This window comes from Corynebacterium sp. MSK032, assembly GCF_030232065.1.
In the GTDB taxonomy this organism is placed as follows: domain Bacteria; phylum Actinomycetota; class Actinomycetes; order Mycobacteriales; family Mycobacteriaceae; genus Corynebacterium; species Corynebacterium jeikeium_D.
This window is the reverse complement of the sequence record NZ_JASPJR010000008.1, coordinates 67,936-84,507: the sequence shown is the minus strand read 5'-3', so window position 1 is coordinate 84,507 and position 16,572 is coordinate 67,936. Positions and strand designations below refer to the sequence as shown.

General features: G+C 60.1%; 17 protein-coding genes. 1 reads left to right on the top strand and 16 read right to left on the bottom strand.

Going from position 1 to position 16,572, the window contains the following annotated elements; genetic code table 11:
• Nucleotide 1: 1 nt before the first annotated feature.
• On the top strand, nucleotides 2-853 hold the full coding sequence (locus QP995_RS06130; protein WP_049169967.1) for a dienelactone hydrolase family protein: 852 nt from the start codon (nucleotides 2-4) through the stop codon (nucleotides 851-853).
• 15 nt (nucleotides 854-868) lie between these two features.
• On the opposite strand, the gene QP995_RS06125 is transcribed toward QP995_RS06130, so the two are convergent.
• The 16 genes from QP995_RS06125 to QP995_RS06050 all read right to left on the bottom strand — a co-directional run bounded on the left by QP995_RS06125 (nucleotide 869) and on the right by QP995_RS06050 (nucleotide 16,502).
• Nucleotides 869-1,150, bottom strand: a complete 282-nt coding sequence (locus tag QP995_RS06125; RefSeq protein ID WP_048731509.1) for a hypothetical protein — start codon at nucleotides 1,148-1,150, stop codon at nucleotides 869-871.
• A complete protein-coding gene (locus tag QP995_RS06120; protein ID WP_224784287.1) occupies nucleotides 1,150-2,406 on the bottom strand; it encodes a procyclic acidic repetitive family protein in 1,257 nt (418 codons plus the stop codon). Before QP995_RS06120 ends, QP995_RS06125 begins: the two co-directional genes overlap by 1 nt.
• Nucleotides 2,407-2,438: 32 nt before the next feature.
• Nucleotides 2,439-2,774: a hypothetical protein gene (locus QP995_RS06115; protein ID WP_016422101.1), complete on the bottom strand. Its 336-nt coding sequence runs from the start codon at nucleotides 2,772-2,774 to the stop codon at nucleotides 2,439-2,441.
• Between the two features lie 100 nt (nucleotides 2,775-2,874).
• Nucleotides 2,875-4,065, bottom strand: coding sequence for a hydroxymethylglutaryl-CoA synthase (locus QP995_RS06110; protein WP_284853019.1), 1,191 nt, complete (start codon nucleotides 4,063-4,065; stop codon nucleotides 2,875-2,877).
• 185 nt (nucleotides 4,066-4,250) lie between these two features.
• Entirely contained in the window at nucleotides 4,251-5,306 is a 1,056-nt protein-coding gene (locus QP995_RS06105) for a hydroxymethylglutaryl-coenzyme A reductase family protein (protein WP_016422099.1), read from the bottom strand.
• A 93-nt stretch (nucleotides 5,307-5,399) separates the two neighbouring features.
• The gene (locus QP995_RS06100; RefSeq protein ID WP_284853018.1) at nucleotides 5,400-6,485 is read right to left on the bottom strand and encodes a phosphomevalonate kinase; all 1,086 of its coding nucleotides are present in this window, start codon (nucleotides 6,483-6,485) and stop codon (nucleotides 5,400-5,402) included.
• A gap of 12 nt (nucleotides 6,486-6,497) precedes the next feature.
• Nucleotides 6,498-7,475: a diphosphomevalonate decarboxylase gene (gene mvaD / locus QP995_RS06095; protein ID WP_048731502.1), complete on the bottom strand. Its 978-nt coding sequence runs from the start codon at nucleotides 7,473-7,475 to the stop codon at nucleotides 6,498-6,500.
• On the bottom strand, nucleotides 7,472-8,497 hold the full coding sequence (mvk, locus tag QP995_RS06090; RefSeq protein WP_101687816.1) for a mevalonate kinase: 1,026 nt from the start codon (nucleotides 8,495-8,497) through the stop codon (nucleotides 7,472-7,474). The genes mvaD and mvk overlap by 4 nt, the downstream gene beginning before the upstream one ends.
• A 4-nt stretch (nucleotides 8,498-8,501) precedes the next feature.
• Entirely contained in the window at nucleotides 8,502-9,158 is a 657-nt protein-coding gene (gene idi / locus QP995_RS06085; protein ID WP_016422095.1) for an isopentenyl-diphosphate Delta-isomerase, read from the bottom strand.
• Nucleotides 9,159-9,174: 16 nt separating this feature from the next.
• Entirely contained in the window at nucleotides 9,175-10,518 is a 1,344-nt protein-coding gene (gene glmM / locus QP995_RS06080) for a phosphoglucosamine mutase (protein WP_016422094.1), read from the bottom strand.
• A 102-nt stretch (nucleotides 10,519-10,620) separates the two neighbouring features.
• Complete coding sequence (locus QP995_RS06075; protein ID WP_070438199.1) at nucleotides 10,621-12,309, bottom strand: VanW family protein; 1,689 nt, start codon at nucleotides 12,307-12,309, stop codon at nucleotides 10,621-10,623.
• A gap of 43 nt (nucleotides 12,310-12,352) precedes the next feature.
• Entirely contained in the window at nucleotides 12,353-14,275 is a 1,923-nt protein-coding gene (locus QP995_RS06070) for an acyltransferase family protein (protein ID WP_069359405.1), read from the bottom strand.
• 220 nt (nucleotides 14,276-14,495) lie between these two features.
• Nucleotides 14,496-15,056 carry a 30S ribosomal protein S9 gene (gene rpsI / locus QP995_RS06065; protein WP_016422091.1) on the bottom strand — a complete coding sequence of 187 codons (561 nt, stop codon included), beginning with the start codon at nucleotides 15,054-15,056 and terminating at the stop codon, nucleotides 14,496-14,498.
• A complete protein-coding gene (gene rplM / locus QP995_RS06060) occupies nucleotides 15,053-15,496 on the bottom strand; it encodes a 50S ribosomal protein L13 (protein ID WP_049170060.1) in 444 nt (147 codons plus the stop codon). Before rplM ends, rpsI begins: the two co-directional genes overlap by 4 nt.
• A 318-nt stretch (nucleotides 15,497-15,814) precedes the next feature.
• Entirely contained in the window at nucleotides 15,815-16,102 is a 288-nt protein-coding gene (locus QP995_RS06055) for a WXG100 family type VII secretion target (RefSeq protein ID WP_016422090.1), read from the bottom strand.
• A gap of 73 nt (nucleotides 16,103-16,175) precedes the next feature.
• Nucleotides 16,176-16,502 carry a WXG100 family type VII secretion target gene (locus QP995_RS06050; RefSeq protein WP_005510029.1) on the bottom strand — a complete coding sequence of 109 codons (327 nt, stop codon included), beginning with the start codon at nucleotides 16,500-16,502 and terminating at the stop codon, nucleotides 16,176-16,178.
• Nucleotides 16,503-16,572 lie beyond the last annotated feature (70 nt).

The following is a 16,572-nucleotide window of genomic DNA, read 5'->3' as shown; positions in this document are numbered from 1 at the left end:
TGTGGCTGACAACTTGAAGACTCTGACATCTAATCTTTCCAAGCGTGGACCGCACCGCGTCATGGTCGGTGATCTCGCTTTTACTGGCCTGCCGGGAAAGGTCTACACGCCTGCCGAGGGCAATGGCATCCCCGGTATCGCCTTCGCACACGATTGGCGCACACCGATTGAGGAGTACCACGCCACGCTGCGTCACCTAGCTTCGTGGGGCATCGCGGTCGCTGCGCCGGACACCGAAAATGGCATCGTGGCAGATCACCGTGGTCTCGCCAACGATTTGGAGACAGCGCTCCAGATTCTCGCTGGTGTCCGCCTCGGAGAGGGCAAGGTCGTCGTCCACCCGAAGAAACTCGGCGTTGCCGGCCACGGCATGGGCGCTGGCGTAGCCGTCCTCGCCGCCGCTGGTCACGACCTCATCTCCGGCGTTGGCTGCGTCTTCCCCGCAACTACCGCGCCTTCCTCCAGCGCCGCTGCAACTAATGTCTCGGCTCCGGGCCTCGTCCTGGCCCCTGGCGAGGATCAGTGGCTCGATCGCGGTAACCCGGCTCGCCTGGCTGTTCAGTGGAAGGGCGATGTCGTTTACCGCGAAGTAGACAAGGCTGACCAGGGCAGCTTCTCGGAGACAACTCTTCTCCGTCGTCTAGCGGGCTTCTCTTCCTCCAAGGTGAAGTACCAGGAGGTCGCGCGCGCCGCACTCACAGGCTTCCTGCTGGCCACGGTCGGTGACGACAAGAAGTACTCGGATTTCGCAGACCCGACCGCCACTATCAAGGGCACAACTAACCGCGACATGGAGTGGCTCATCAAGGAGCTGCCGGAAAACCCGGAGCACTCGCTGATTCCCGGCAAGTAGTCACTAGGCCACGCTTCAGGACACGCCCCGAATCGACTTCACCGTCGGCGTCCCTTTCCCCGCCCGCCCGAACAACCGCGTAACGGTTCCCTTCGGTCGGGCGGTTTTTTGTTGCTTTTCGACGCCCGCCGCCACCTCCCTCTCCTTAACTTCGCGTGCTTTACGACGCTCCTCCAAACCCTGCAATTCTTTCTGTGCCCTCTGTATCGCCGTATCGAACTCCTGCCTAGTCATTGCAGCAGCGTCGTAATAGGCCTGCCCAATCCGGTCATATTTCGCGGCATGCTTACTCCCCATTACCACTCACCTGCCGTTGGCGAATTGACCGCGCCCACAAGCTCCTGGGCGTTGGGCTGCTCAGGGGGCTCGGGCACAGCTGAAGCAGATTCCTGCACTGATGCTGCCGAATCCTGGGCTGGTGCTGGCTGCGGCTCTGCTTGTGGTTCTGGCTGCGGTTCCGCTCGCTGTTCTGCTTGCGTCTCCTGTGGCAGCTCGATTCCCAAGTGCTTTAGTTTCTCAGCTGGAGGAGGCGGTTCAGGAACATTTTCAGGTTCGGGCTCGGGTTCAGGTTCGGGCTTGGGTTCAGGTTCGGGCTTGGGTTCTGGTTCGGGTTCCGGCACACAGTCCTCCGGCGCAGGAGCTGGTGCTGGCGCTGGCGCAGGCGCCTGTTCGCACACTGACTCTTCCGTCTCCGTGCACATGTCCAAGTTGAGCAGTGAGGACGCGACACTGCCCGCAACACCCACAGCCCCCGCAATTCCAGCGATACTGGCCGCCCCGGCAGCGCCAATGGCACCTCCAAGGGATATCCCAGCAGCAACGCCTGCCTCTATCCCAATATCAACGTTGGCAACGACCCCAATTCCACCAGCGATAGCACCGTTGCCACCGGTTACAGTAGCTCCTTCGCCACTCACAGACTCAGCTACCTCTGCACAGGCCGCCGAGGTAGCACCCGAATTGGCAGGGACAGTAGGAGGCTGCGGCGGGGTGGAGACCACCGCGGCCTCAGTGTCACACGCTGCCTGCTCAAGACACTGCTCGATGCAGGCATTGCGAGCATCGTAGAGCTGACCAGTGGAGTCGACGAGACTGTTACACACCTGCTGGGCCACTTGTGCTGCTTCGGCGCCGACCTCCGGATCGTCGACAAGCGCTTCGCACTGAGAGAGGACGCCGTCGGTTTGCTCGGCCATATCTTCGGCCTGCTTTTCGCAATCCTCAAGGACCTCGTCGACTTTCTTGCCGCACTCGCCGACGCTCTGCGCACCATTGGCGGACTGCTCATCCTGATTCGCACAGTCCTGCGCGGCTTTATCACAGCGTTCCTTGGCGGCGTCGGCGGCATCGCCTTTCAAATCGCCCCAATCGAAAGCCATAGCAATAGTTATCGCGGAGGCTATCAACCCCACGGAGTTAGAGAACTTGGATAGGGCGCTGCCCTTCCAGCCGTCAGCGCGTCGCACCTTATCCAAGACTTTGGGCAGATTCTTGCCGATGCCGCCAACCCCGCGCTTGGCTCCAATACGGCTTCCACGGCCAATAACACGCATCAATATCGGAAGAATTCGAGCAACCCATGGCATCAGTCCACTACCTCAATTCCACCGAGGTCGGCACTCCCGTCGCTGTCACAGCCTGCAAAGACACGCCACTGTTCCCGCACTGCCGGAGCATGATTGCCAAGTCCCGCGTACATCGATTGCCCGTGCTCACGCAGCCTCGCTGCCGCCTGCTGCAGACGACGCCCCTGGGCGGCAAAACCCTGGCCACAGTCTGCCGCGGAAATATCGGGAGCGCTTCCCCACCGCTCATGGCCTTCACGGCCGCGCTGCTCGATCTCTCGGGCAGCCGCTGTCACTGCATCTTCCGAAAAGTGCAGCAAGCCTCCGCCACTGCCTCCAGTAAAACGTGCGGACACGAAAAATCCCCTTCCCCGCGAAAAACAGTTCTTATTACTGTTAGGCGCGAAAAAAGAGGATTCGGTTCCGTCTAAGTACTAGCGCGGGTGCCCCCGGGGGCTAACGAGCGCGGTAGATGCGCTTACACCCCTCAACACCGGTGAAGCTGAATGGACCGGCGCCAATCAGTGCGTCGTCTCCCAGGTTTGAGTACTCACCCGGATCTTCATGAGTCACCTGAGCGTGGCGGTAGTAGGTCGGATCATCGAGCTTTACGCGTTCATCCAGTTCACGAGCATTATCTGCGGCGCGCAGCTGGGACTCGTAGCCCTCGACCACATTGCCGGTGAGGAACTCAGCAACCGAGCCGGAACCGTAGGAGACAACAGCGACCTTCTTACCAGCCAGGTCCTTCTCGGTGTCCAACAGCGAGAGCAGGCCGAAGTAGGCCGATGCTGTGTAGGAGTTACCGATGATGCGGTTGTACTCAGTGGTTGGGCCGAGCTGGCGGGCCTCGTCCTCCGCGGTGAGCTCCACACCGTTATTGGCCGAAAGCTGCCGGTGCGCCTTGTAGGCCATCTTGGTAAACGGCTGGTGGTAGCTGAAGTAGTCAATCTCGCTGAAGTCCACGCCGCCGCGGGCACGGTAGTCCTCGTAAGCACCCTGAACAGCGTCGATGTAAGCACTAATAGAGAGCTTGCCCTCCACCAACGCCTGGCTGCGGTGGTTCGGACGCCAGAAGTCCATAACTTCGCGGGTGAAGACGCCCGAAGCGGCATCGATAGCCAGGATGCGCGGATTAGCGGTCACCAGCATGGCTACAGCACCTGCGCCCTGGGTCGGCTCCGCAGCGGAGTCCAGGTCATAGCGGGCAATGTCGGAGGCGACAACGATGACCTTCTCCTCCGGATTGCGGGCCACCAAAGCGCACGCGAACTGCAGCGCCGCGGTACCGGAGTAGCAAGCCTGCTTCAGCTCGACAGATCGCGCGTGCGGGTCAAGACCGACCAGCTCGTGGACATAGACAGCAGCGGCCTTCGACTGGTCGATACCGGTCTCAGTGGCGAACATGATGGTGCGCACGCCGTCGATACCGTGGCGGTCAACGATCTTCTTCACCGCGGCCGCGGCCATCGTCACCGGATCTTCATCAGAGGCAACCACGCTGGAGCGTTCCTGCCCCAGGCCCTTGTGGTACTTTGCCGGTTCCGCTCCGAGTCGGGGCGCAATATCGGCGAGGTCAATGCAGTACGAACCCGTCGCAAAGGCGATGTCATCAATACCGATCGGGGTCACATTGCTTGTTGTCATCAAAACCGTGCCTTCACTACCTCTACAGATTTTTAAGAAATAACGGGCAACGAAACATCCCCCATGTCATCAGAGCAGTCATCAGACCACGGGAGATTTTGCCCACAAAATGTTAATTGCCTACTACAGAAATCTAGCGCGTTTACCTGAGATTTGTCTTAGGTTTTGCGAATTGTTGCAAAGCACTACTTCGCACGCTCGATAGAAACGTGCGCCTCCATCAGCTCACCCGGGTTCGTCTGTGCCGCGAGCAGGGAAAGCTCACCACACCAGACGATTGCCGCGCAGCACGCTGCTAGACGACGGGCATTCTCGCCCGGCTCACGGTCCTCCTTGCAGCCCAGCGCTGTGAGATTCTTCTCCACGAAGTCCAAGCCCTTGCCGTTGCCCACGGAACCGACGATCAAATGTGGCAGGGTGCAGCTAAAGCGCACGGAGCCGTCGTCAAGCGCCTCTACCTGCGTCAGTCCCTGCGAGCCTTCGACGATATTCGCAGCGTCCTGACCGGTAGCGAGGTAAAAGCCCAGCAGCATATTGGCGTAGTGCGCATTACCGCTGCGCAGCGAACCGGCCATGATGGAGCCGACGAGGTTCTTGCGTTCGTTGAGCTCAGCCAGGCGCTTGGCAGTTGTGCGCAGACGCTCGCGGACAACCGGCTCCGGAATGACGGCCTCGGCGATTACGTACTTACCGCGGCCCAGAATGCCATTGACTGCGGAGGTCTTCTTATCGGTGCAGTAGTTGCCCGAGATGGAGCCATAGCCCAACTCTGGCATCTGCTCCATCAGGTAGGACATCAAACGCTCAGACGCCAGCGTGGCCATGTTGTGGCCCGAGGCATCACCGGAGAAGAAGTCAAAGCGGACAAAGAGAAGACGCGATGCGATCTGGAAGTGAATATCTACCAGCTTGGCAAAACGCGAGGAGGACTCCACGACCTTCTTCAGCTCGTCATAACGAGACAGGATGTTGTCGCGCGCAATGACGGCATCCGCTGCCGAGTCGAGAGTGAAAATCACCGATCGGGTCATCTTCTCACCGACGAAAGTGCAGGTAATGCCACCTTCGATCATGCGGGAGACCTTCGCACCGCGACCACACGACGGCCACAGCGGGGTCTCGTAAGTCGCCAGCGGAATCTTCACCTCGTCATTCATGACGTTGCCACTAATGCGCACCGGACCAATCCAGCTCAGCGGTACGTGTGCATATTCCAGGTCGTGCGAGCTCTTTTCAGCCATTGTCCTATGCGACCCTTTCTAGCTGCATGCAGCTTCGGTTCCCAGCTTCTGTAAATTTCAGCTGTCTTAAATTCTACGGTCAAAAAACTGTGGTCAAAGTTGAGCGGCCAGCTTCAGCGGCAACGGCTGGATGCCAGCGGCTTGCCAGCGCGCGGTGATGTCCGCGGCAGTCTCCTCGGCATCGGCATCTTTTGAGACTCCCACCAGCGCGATTCCACAGTCACCACCACCGGAGCCACTGCTCTTGCCCGCGGCCCCCGCGCCATCGGCGATGTCGGCGAGCGCTTTCAGTTTCTCCGTCTCGATGCACACAGCACGCTCACGCTCATAGTCCTGCAGCAGCGTCCGATTCTCACGCAGGCAGGCAAACGCCGCCGTGTGGTCGCCGTCGGCAAGCGCCTGCCAGAGTCTTTCGCTTATCGACGAGACCCCGCGCACAAAATCACGGTCTGCGCCACCGGCCTTCTTCAACTGCGAGTCCGTCTTCACCGGACTGCCCGTCCAGCCGACCAACAGTTGTAGCCCACCGAGGTCGGTGCGGGCGTCAATGCGAAGATTCGGCCACGGTGCCGCCACGGCAGCGACAGGATCAGCCGCCACGAGCTCTGCGAGCGCCGTCGGATTCGGCCGGCGATAGAGCACCACCCCGCCGTGCGCGGAGCACGCGATATCGCCGCCGGAACCAGCTGCACCAGCCAGAAGCGTGGCCACCATCGCAATCTTGTACACGTCCAGTGAATCCAGCTCCAGACCCAGGTGCGTCCCCAGCGCACGAGTTACAGCCACAGCGACAGCCCCGGAGGATCCCAGGCCATACTTCGCACCACTGTCGGCGTCATCGAGGTCTGATTCAATGACGATATTTATGGGGCGCTCTGGGGTGTTTTCCAACTCGCCCGCAGCAATGCGATAGACCAGGGAAATCGTATGGGTAGCGATGTCATCTGGTGCATCGATATCAATGACGCGCCCCTGCGGGCCGTAATAGCTGGAGTACACGCGAGAGACCGGCTGCGATGGTTCGGCATCGCGGCACCGAACTGTCACATAGCGGTCGACTCCTGCGATGACGGCCAGCCCCTCGACATCCATCACCGCATACTCACCAGTGAGGTACAGCTTGCCGCAGCCACGGCCGATGGACTCGCCTTCGATAGGTCCGCCTTTAGCGTTGCTCAACTACTCCCCCAGCTACACCAGGTAAGCGCCGGGGCCGGAGCCGGAAACCAGCACGTCAATATCCTCGAACTCTGCGCGGAAACGATCCGCGATGGTCTCGGCATCGCCGCTGCGGCACAGCACCTTCACGTTCGGCCCGGCATCCATGGTGGCGTAGCACTCGGTGCCCTCGTCACGCAGCGTAGCGACGAGATCGAGAGCCGCCACCGAATCCGGATTCCAGTACCGCACCGGAGGAAGAGCCCCCAGCATAGTGGCGTGCATGCGCATGGCGTTGGCCTCGGCAAGCTCGCCGACCGCCGTGAAGTCCGCAGCGGCGATGGCGGCCTTCATGTCCTCGATATCGCGGGGCACCTGCTCCACCCAGGCCGGGAAGAACGGTGATGTCTCGACCGTGCGACGCATGGCGGCACGGCTGTCAATCTTCTTGCGCCCCGGGGCCAAAACCGCCACGACCAGGGAGAGGTCCAGGCCGGAATCCGGCAGAGCCACTGCGTGGCTGGAAGCATCGTCATCGCCGGGCAGCCACTCAACGAGGCCGCCGAAAATAGAGCGACAGGCCGAGCCCGAACCGCGACGGGCCAGAGCCGAGAGCTGTTCCGGGGTGTAGTCCAGGCCGTAGGCCTTCGCCGCGGCCAGCGCGAGAGCGCCAAAACCCGACGCGGACGAAGCCAGACCCGCACCCGTCGGAATCTCGTTGGTGCTGGTCACCTCTGCGAAGCTAGTGCTGCCCGCACGCTCGCGGACCAAATCCAAAAACTTCTGGACACGGGAGAGGTCCTTGCCCACCATCTCCTGGCCGTTCAGAGTGCCCGAGTCGGCGGTGACGCTGGGATCGTCGATAAGCGACACCGTGGTCGTCGTCGGAGCGATGCCCAGAGTAAGGGACAGCGAACCTGTGGCCGGTAGCTGCACGGCCTCATCGCGCTTGCCCCAGTATTTAATCAGGGCGATGTTGGGATGAGCGACGGCGGTAGCGGTCGTGGTCACGAGGGATTTACCTCCACAGTCCAAGTAGCAACGGCATTGGCGCCCATCATGGCATGGCTAATCAGTTCCGCGTGATCGGCGGACTCTGCCAGCGCCATCACACAGCCACCGCAACCGGCACCAGTGAGCTTTGCCCCGTGGGCACCTGCCAGTCGGGCGGCAGTGACGAGATCGGTGATGGACTCATGCCCAACACCTAGTTCCTCTAGCGCTTCCTGCGCCGAGTCCATGCGATGTCCCAGACGGGCAAAATCGCCCTTGGCCAGGTTGTGCACCGCGCCATCGGCCAGCTGCCCCAAGTGGTCCAGCAACTCTTGGCCGTGGACTCGGTGGGAATCGACGAAACCACGCACGCGGGCAACGGCCAGCGACGTCGAACCACGCACACCGGTATCCCCCAGCACTAGCCACATCTTCTTGGCCACCTTCAGCGGATGGAACTCACCCTGCTTGAAGTAAACCGGACGCGATGCGCGGGCAACCGTGGCATCCAGGCCAGAGGGGTTACCGTGCGCCAGACGCTCAGCTTCCTGCACCAGGTCAAAGCGCTGACGCTCGGTCAGAGTGCCATCGGCGAGGTCACGCACTGCGTCGATAAGCGCATGTGCCACTGCGGCAGAACCACCCAGCCCTGCAGCGGGTGGGATACCGGAGCGGAGACGAACCAGCAGGTCGCGTTCGGGAATACCGAAGGTGCGCAGGCCAGCGCGGAGTGCAGCGGCGATGGAGGCAAAGCGCTCCGGCAGCTCGTCGATGTCGATGACCTCGCCGTCCATGGAAAACAGGACGGGAGAATCCTCCACGCGGTCAATCCACGCCATCGTGCGCAGCGACGTCACCGGCAGTGCGATAGCCGGCTTGCCGTAGACGACAGAGTGCTCACCCAACAAAATCGACTTGGCATGGCCTTCACCGAATGCGGCACCCTGTTCATTGGCCAGGGCATAGAACTCCCCGGTCTCCAATTCCTCGGACTTGTCGAGGCCAAAGTCGTCGACGCTGGCGTTTTCTACGCTGGTCACGAAGCTACACATCCTTTTCCGAAACCGACTGCGCGGCAGCCTGCGCCTCCGCTGGGCCATGGATACCCGGCACACCCGCAATGTCGAAACCGTACTTGGAGAACTTCTCCGCCCCAACACCCCAGACGTGGTTAAACCACTCCGTCATCGGTTCGTTCGCGCGACGTTCTGCGAGTTCCTGCGGAGTCACGTACACCACTTCATCGACCTCATCGGGGTTGATATCCACCGACTTCGGATCGACGATGCCGGCGTACACGTGGTTGTACTCGTGCTCCGCCAATCCCGAACGATCATCGATGACCTGGTAGATAACAATGCCGATTTCCTCCAACTGGGAGACATCCGCACCGAGCTCTTCCTTCGCACGACGCTCAACGGCATCGGCCACCGGCTCCCCCGGCAGTGGGTGCGAGCAGGTCGCATTCGTCAGTAGCAGTGGTGAGTGATACTTCGACTCCGCACGGCGCTGCAGCAGCATGCGTCCCTGCTCATCGAAGAGGAAAAGAGAAAAAGCACGGTGCAAAATTCCCGGCGGAACGTGTGCTTCAAGCTTGCCGACGGTACCGAGAACCCGACCGTCACGATCGACCACCTCTACCTGGATGTCGGCTTCACCCGGGGCAAAGCGGGCTTTAATGTCCTCTGGCGCGTCATTCATTTCCACACTCCTGACTCTAGACTGCGGCCACAACCGCAGCTAACTCCCCGGCAATCTTGCGGGCCGATTCCGCATCGGCGGCCTCCACCATGACGCGGAAGAGCTCCTCGGTGCCGGACGGGCGCAACAGCACGCGACCGGTGGAACCCAGCTTCTCCTCGGCTGCATCGATGGCGGCCTTGACCTCATCAGACTCCAGAATTGCGGCCTTGTTGGACACCGGCACGTTGATAAGGGTCTGCGGCAGTACCTTCATTACGGAGGCCAGCTCAGCCAGAGACTTACCGGTGCGTGCCATCCGCGCCATGAGGTACAGACCGGTGAGGGTGCCGTCACCAGTGGTGGCGTGATCCGGAATGACCACGTGCCCCGACTGCTCACCGCCGAGCGAGTAACCGCCAGCGTTCAAATCAGCCAGCACATAGCGGTCGCCGACCTTGGTGGTACGCAGGGCGATATCGTTTTCCTCCATCGCCAGCTTGAGGCCGAGGTTACTCATCACAGTGGCCACCAGCGTGTTGTGGTGCAGTAGCCCCTCTTCCTTCATGGCGACGGCCAGGATGGCCATGATTTGGTCACCATCGACGATGTTGCCCTGCGAGTCCACAGCCAGGCAGCGGTCGGCATCGCCATCGTGAGCCAGCCCCAGATCCGCGCCGTGCTCCAGCACTGCCGCGCGCAAAACCTCAATGTGGGTGGAACCGCAGTTGTCGTTGATGTTGTAGGAGTTCGGCTTGTCGTGAATAGCGACGACGTCGGCACCGGCGGCCGCGTACGCCATGGGGGCGGCCTGCGAAGCAGCACCATTTGCACAATCCACCACGACACGAATGCCGTCGAGCTTGGTGCTGACCGCACGGGAGAGGTGGAACAGGTAGCGGTCGAGCCCGTCTGGGGCCTCCTCGATGACACGCCCCACTCCGGTGCCCGTGGGGCCGGTCTCCGGCAGGTTGTGGAGAGCGTGTTCGATTTCCTTCTCCACCGCGTCGTCAAGCTTGGTGCCGCCCGCGGCGAAGAACTTGATGCCGTTGTCCGGCATGGGGTTGTGAGAAGCCGAAATCATCACACCCATGTCGGCACCGTAGTCGTCGGTGAGGAAAGCGACAGCCGGAGTGGGCAGCACGCCGACACGCAAAACGTCGACGCCCTGGGAAGCCATGCCGGCAGACAGCGCTGCGGCGAGCATCTCACCGGAGACACGCGGATCGCGGCCAACGATGGCCAGGGGACGACGCCCCGACGGATTCGTGCCGCTAGTCAGCACAGTGGCCGCAGCAGCACCCAGCCGCATTGCCAGCGGTGCGGTCAGAGTCTTATTCGCCAAACCGCGGACGCCATCAGTTCCGAAAAGACGTGCCATTGTTGCTAGACCACTCCTTGGGGGTTTTATGAGTTTTGGTATCGCGGACTATTGCATTGTCAATGCTGTATTACTTTAGCCGGTCGCGCAGGCGAATCCAGACTAGCCACAGGACACAATTGGCTGCGGGTCATAAACCGTAGTCTGAGTTTCACGCGATATTTCCGCGCCCGAGAGGTCCCGAATGACGCGTGTATCGGAAGTGGTGAAGCCCTGCGCACCCGACGACGGCTGGCAAGAGCTGCCACTGACCTGCATACGCTGTGGTTGCGTGTATGCCCAACGTCCACCATTGATGGACTCAACGTTGACCTTCTTCACACCCTTGATGCGCACAGTGACGTCGGAGCCAGTAGTAACGGCCTCGATGAGAATCGGAGTGTCGGAACTGTTCTTAAACGCTAGGTCGATTGCGCCCTCGTACACCGTCGCCTCACGGCCGGCCGGGTAACGCGAAATGTAGTAACTGTGCGGAGTGTGCGCGACATCCTCCATGCCCGCAAAGTACGAAGCATTGTACAAAGTGGTAGCGAACTGGCTAATGCCACCGCCGACAGCCTTATCCGCATGGCCGTTGAGGATGATGCCCGACTCGACAAAACCCTGCGCAGTACCGCGCGGACCCGTGTAGCCGTTCAGGCTGAATGTATCGCCCGGCGCCACGAATGCGCCGTTGACCATCTGCGACACCAGGGCAATGTTTGTTCCCGATGCCGAGCTGAAGCCACCGGTGGTGAACTCACCAATGACATCATCGAAGGTGGCACTTTCCGCTTGTTCGGTGGTGTAGGTGGCGGGCTTGTCCTCGTAGACCGCATCGAACTCGCGCTTATCCGTCGAAGTCACACGCTCGGCGAAGTCCTTCATAGTTTCATCCCACTTCACGGCTACGCCATCAACCGAGGGGACCACTTCACGCGAACCACCGCTGAAGCGTATCGACGCATTGCGCTTATCAACCTCGGAAGCAGCCAGCCCCTCCTCGAGGATCTCGCGTGCGCGGTCGACATTAATATCGGCGGCCAATCCACCGTCGCGCGGCACAAAGCTGATGATTTCAGCCATGCGCTCCGGAGGAATTACACCATCTTTGCCATCACGGCCCTTGGCAACAATGGGGCCCGACACCGCATCGGCGGCCTCTCCCTCAGCTGCCTCACGGACCTGATCCTCACCGATAGCCGGGTCGTGCGCGGTGGTCTCTACATCGATACCCTCCGGCGACAACCACTTGGCGGCCAAATCCCCGCTGACCGCATTGCGGTCGACATCTTGGCCGATGACCGGTGGAGTTGTTTCCACGCGGCCGTCGACAAGCTTGACCTCACCATCGACGGGAGCAATAGTCAGTTCGCCGACGAGACGGTCGACCTGCGGCTCGAACTTAGAGCTATCGATATCGCTGACCAAATCCAGCTCACGGGTAGTAAAGAAACTGCGCACCCAGGTAACTGGGTTCGCCGTCTGCTTACCCGCCTGCGCGACCGTCTTCTCCCAGTCGATGCTCAGCCCCGCCTCCTCGGGCAGAACCTCCGCCGTGCGTTCGCCGGCACGAAACGCCACTGGATGAGTGGAAAGATCACCGAGCTGCTCTTCGAGCTTCGCCTCAGCGTGATTCGCGCTCAGCGTGCTGATGTCAATACCCGCAACGGTAGACCCGCGCGGGACATGGTCCTTGTTCAGCACGTAATCGACAGCGTAAAACACACCGAAGAGCGCGAAGATACCGAGGACGATGCCGAGGAAAATCTTTAATCCACGGTGACTGGAGGAAGACTTTTGTTTGGCCACAGCCACTTACTTTACCGTGGAAACACTACTAACTAGATTTTTATTAGATTCCGCAGGTGTCCGGAATGCGTTTCTTGTTCTTCGCATACTGCTGGAAAGCATCGACCACGGCATTGGCATAGACCTCGGCGCCATCGGGGGTCGGGTGGATAAGGTCCGCGCGCAGCTTGGACAAATCATCACGCACACCATGGCACCAGTCAGCCACATAGACATTGTCGCGCTTCTTTGCCGCGTCGAGGACTTCCCTCTCCGACTGCGGCATCCACACACGATCACCGTACGGGTTGATTAGGACAATGATGCGGTCTTCACCCAGCGAATCGAGGATCTCATCCAACAGGTGTTCGTCCGATGCCGCAGCCGACTGATTGATACCAAGACCCAGCACGACGAATGGATCGAGCGTACCCGCCGCCTTCATACTCGCGATGATCTCCGGGGCGGCCGGATAACCACGGGAAACAGCCGCATCGATATAGATACCGGGCAGCTTCTCTTCCAACGCGGACGCCGAGGCGAGCATCACAGAGTCGCCGATAGCGGTGATCTGGTCACCACGCGGCATAACGCGCTTGGCCAACTCGGCTTCCTCCGCCTTCTGAGCCTGCGCACGGCGCTCAGCTGCCTCCTGTAGCTGTGCCTCCAAACGCGTCATCTTCGGCGCCGTAGCCATTCCCACAACTGCACCAACCACGACGACCAGCGCCAGCCCTGCTGCAACGCGCGGCTTCCAGGAACCGGCAAACTGCGTGCCCGAAAACTGCGCCATCCAACGGCGGTAACCCATCCGGCGAATTGGCGATTCCACATTCTTGTATGACCAGTTCGCCAAAAGCAGCGATAGCGCAATACCTGCGCAGGCAGCGAGGTTCTCATACTGCATGGCCTCACTGCGCTCCAACAGTTCGCGGATGAGCACGATGACCGGCCAGTGCCACAGGTACAGCGAGAAAGAAATCTTTCCCAGCCAGCACAGTGGCTTGAACTCAAAAATCTGACGCACGGGTGAGACACCGCGAACGACAAGATAGAGAATCGCCGCCGACAGCAACGAGGCGAACACCAACCCACCGCGGTAAGTCGCCGACGCGGTATCCGACATCATCAGCAAAACCAACGAAAGGAAGATCAGCGGCAGCGAGGCCACTACGAAAGCCTGGGCGGAACTGCCAAAGAAGTCCCGCAGCAGGGGTTCTGTGCGTGGCCAGGAGTCCGCTTCCGCGCGTGACGACGTCGACGTCAACCACAATGCGAGGGCCGCGCCAAACAGGAGTCCAAAGGCGTGAGTATCGGTGCCGTAGTAGACCCGCGTGGGGTCGACCTTCGGATCATAGAGCGAGACCATCCACACGAAAGAGGCAACCGCCCCAATGCCCGCCACTGCTGCCAGCTTGCGAGATGCCAGCTTCAAGGCGAGAAGAGCCACAAAGATCAATGGCCAGAGCAAGTAGAACTGCTCCTCCACCGACAGTGACCAGTAGTGCGCTAACAGCTGCACTCCGGAATCCGCGAAATAGGACTGAGAGCCCGCAATCTGCGTCCAGTTATTGACGAAAAAGACCGTGCCGAGAAACTGCGTCGACAAGCCAACAGCGGGATCCCCGCCGACCAGACCTGCGACGGCGATGGAAATAAACAACACGAACATCGCAGCCGGGGCGATGCGGCGCAGCCGACGAAGCCAGAAGTCCTTTAGATCGATGCGCCCAGTGACCGCGCGTTCGCGCACCAGAAGCGAGGTGATAAGAAATCCGGAGAGCACGAAGAAGATATCCACACCGATGTAGCCACCGGGCAGCACATTATCGAAGTAGTGGTAGATCACCACTGTGGCAACAGCCAGACCGCGCAGCCCATCAATGCCTGGTACGCGTCGAATGCGGAAGGGATGCTTCGCCACCGACGACGAGCTAGAGGAGCTCTTCGCGTCGGAGGTCTTGGTGGCTGTGGTGCTCACCGCCATACGGTTTCCTTCTTCCCATCGCACTGCAATCGCACTTTCATCGCACTGCAATCGCACCGCGATAAACGATTCTCGTGGCAGTTTTTAACGGATAAAAGTCTAACGTACGGGGCTTGTCTCAAAAATGCAGCCATGCCTGGTAACGGCGGACTTTAACCCAAAAAAGCACCTCGGCTTGCGTGTAATACGCAAACTGAGGTGCTTTTCGAAGCAGTAAAGCTTAACGCTTGGAGTACTGCGGTGCGCGACGGGCCTTGTGCAGACCAGCCTTCTTGCGCTCGACAGCACGAGCGTCGCGGGTGAGGAAGCCAGCCTTCTTGAGAACGCTGCGCTCCTCCGGGTTGAACTCGTTCAGGGCACGAGCGATAGCCAGGCGCAGAGCACCGGCCTGACCGGACGGGCCACCACCGTTGATGTTGGCCTTGATGTCGAACTGGCTCTCGCGCTCGACCAGGACCAGCGGATCCTTGATCTCCTGCTGGTGCAGCTTGTTCGGGAAGTAATCCTCGAGCTCGCGGCCGTTGCAGACAATCTTGCCGGAACCAGCGGTCAGAACGACGCGGGCGACAGCGCGCTTACGACGACCGACAGTCTGAATCGGGCGATCCAGGGTCAGCGGTGCAGCCGGAGCAGCCTCAGCCTCGGTCTCGGTAGCAACTGCGTCGCCGATGGAAGAGGTGAACTCTTCAGTGGCAGCAGCAGCGGCAGCCTGAACATCATCGTAGGAAGCCTCGGTGGCCTCTACGTTCTGGTTCTCATTGACGTCCTGTGGGTTGGTCACTGTGCCACCGCCTTGATCTCGTAGTTTTCAGGCTTCTGACCGGCGAACGGGTGCTCGGAACCGGCGAAGACGTGCAGCTTCTTGATGGACGCACTCGAAAGCTTGTTGTGCGGCATCATGCCCTCAATAGCCTCAGCGATAACACGCTCCGGGTGAACCTCGAGGGAACGACCCAGGGTCATCGACTTCAGGCCGCCCGGGAAGCCCGAGTGGCGGTAGCGCATCTCACGTTCCCGCTTGTTCGAGGAGACGTGTACCTTATCGGCGTTGATGATGATGACGTGGTCACCGCAGTCGACGTTAGGGGCGAAGTAAGCCTTGCCCTTACCGCGCAGCAAGTCTGCGGCGTGAGTAGCCAGACGGCCGAGAACAACGTCGGTAGCGTCGATGACGTACCACTTGCGCTCGATGTCACCGTCCTTCGGATGGAAAGTAGACAACATGACTCCTTTTAGGGTCCGTGTAGATTTGCCAGCCACCGTGCACACTGTTGTTATTCCCCGGCGGCCGGTGGAGACCCGAGGCAACATTCACGTGTGCGCACACAGTTTGGCTACTTTACCTTGAGATGACGCTAGAACAAAAATGCCAAAGCCAGTCTCAGCCGCAAACTGCTGAGACTGGCCTTTCCCCCCCCTGGAGTGCTGCTAGCAAGAATACTTCAAAGGCAGATACCTAACTGAAGATCTCAATTGAGCAATGTCCTCCCCTCCCCCGGTTACATAGCTCAATCAAAAGTGCCTCAATCAGGAACCAAGCTATCCCCAGCTAGCTGCCGCGCGGCGGTTAATATCCGCCATTCGCTGGCTACCTGCGCTGACCGTATCCGCGATAGTCGTGAGAATCATATTGAGCTCCTCCGCTGCTGTGTCCCATTCACGCTGAGCCTCCTGGTAAGAATCCGAAGAGTCACCCTCCCACGTAGAGACCATCGGCGCGATGCGCTTCTTCAAATCTCCGAGCAGCCCGTTGATGGTGCCAGAAGTGGACCGAATGTCATCGGCAGCACCGTCGATGCCGCCAAAACTGTACCTAATTGGTTGCATTAAGAACCCTTTCCCCAAAAGGTGATGTGTGTTGTGTGATTCAGTGTTGTGGTTGTGCGATTCGATAAAACGTTTAGAGGTTCAGCAACGACGCACCCGCTGCTGCCACCTGCTTGAACGACGACGCCCCCTCGTCCTCGCCCGCATCGAAGCTGCTGGAATTTGCGCGGATGTTATCCGCGATATCCGTCAGCGCATTGGATAGACGCATAGCTGCGTCATCCCAACGAAGCATCAGATCATCGAAGCTGTCTTTAGCCTGGCCCTTCCATTCCCCCGCCAGACCGTCCACGACGCCTCGAATGCGCCCCAGCTCGCCCTGTACTTCCGAGTTGACGCCATCGACGTCCCCCGCGGTAGTGGTCATTTGATCTGATTCGGCTGCAAATAGGTTTGCCACTGTTTCCCCCTTATTCGTGTTGAGTGACTGATTAACGACGGCATTTTTACCTCCCCGCGCGAGCCAGCCA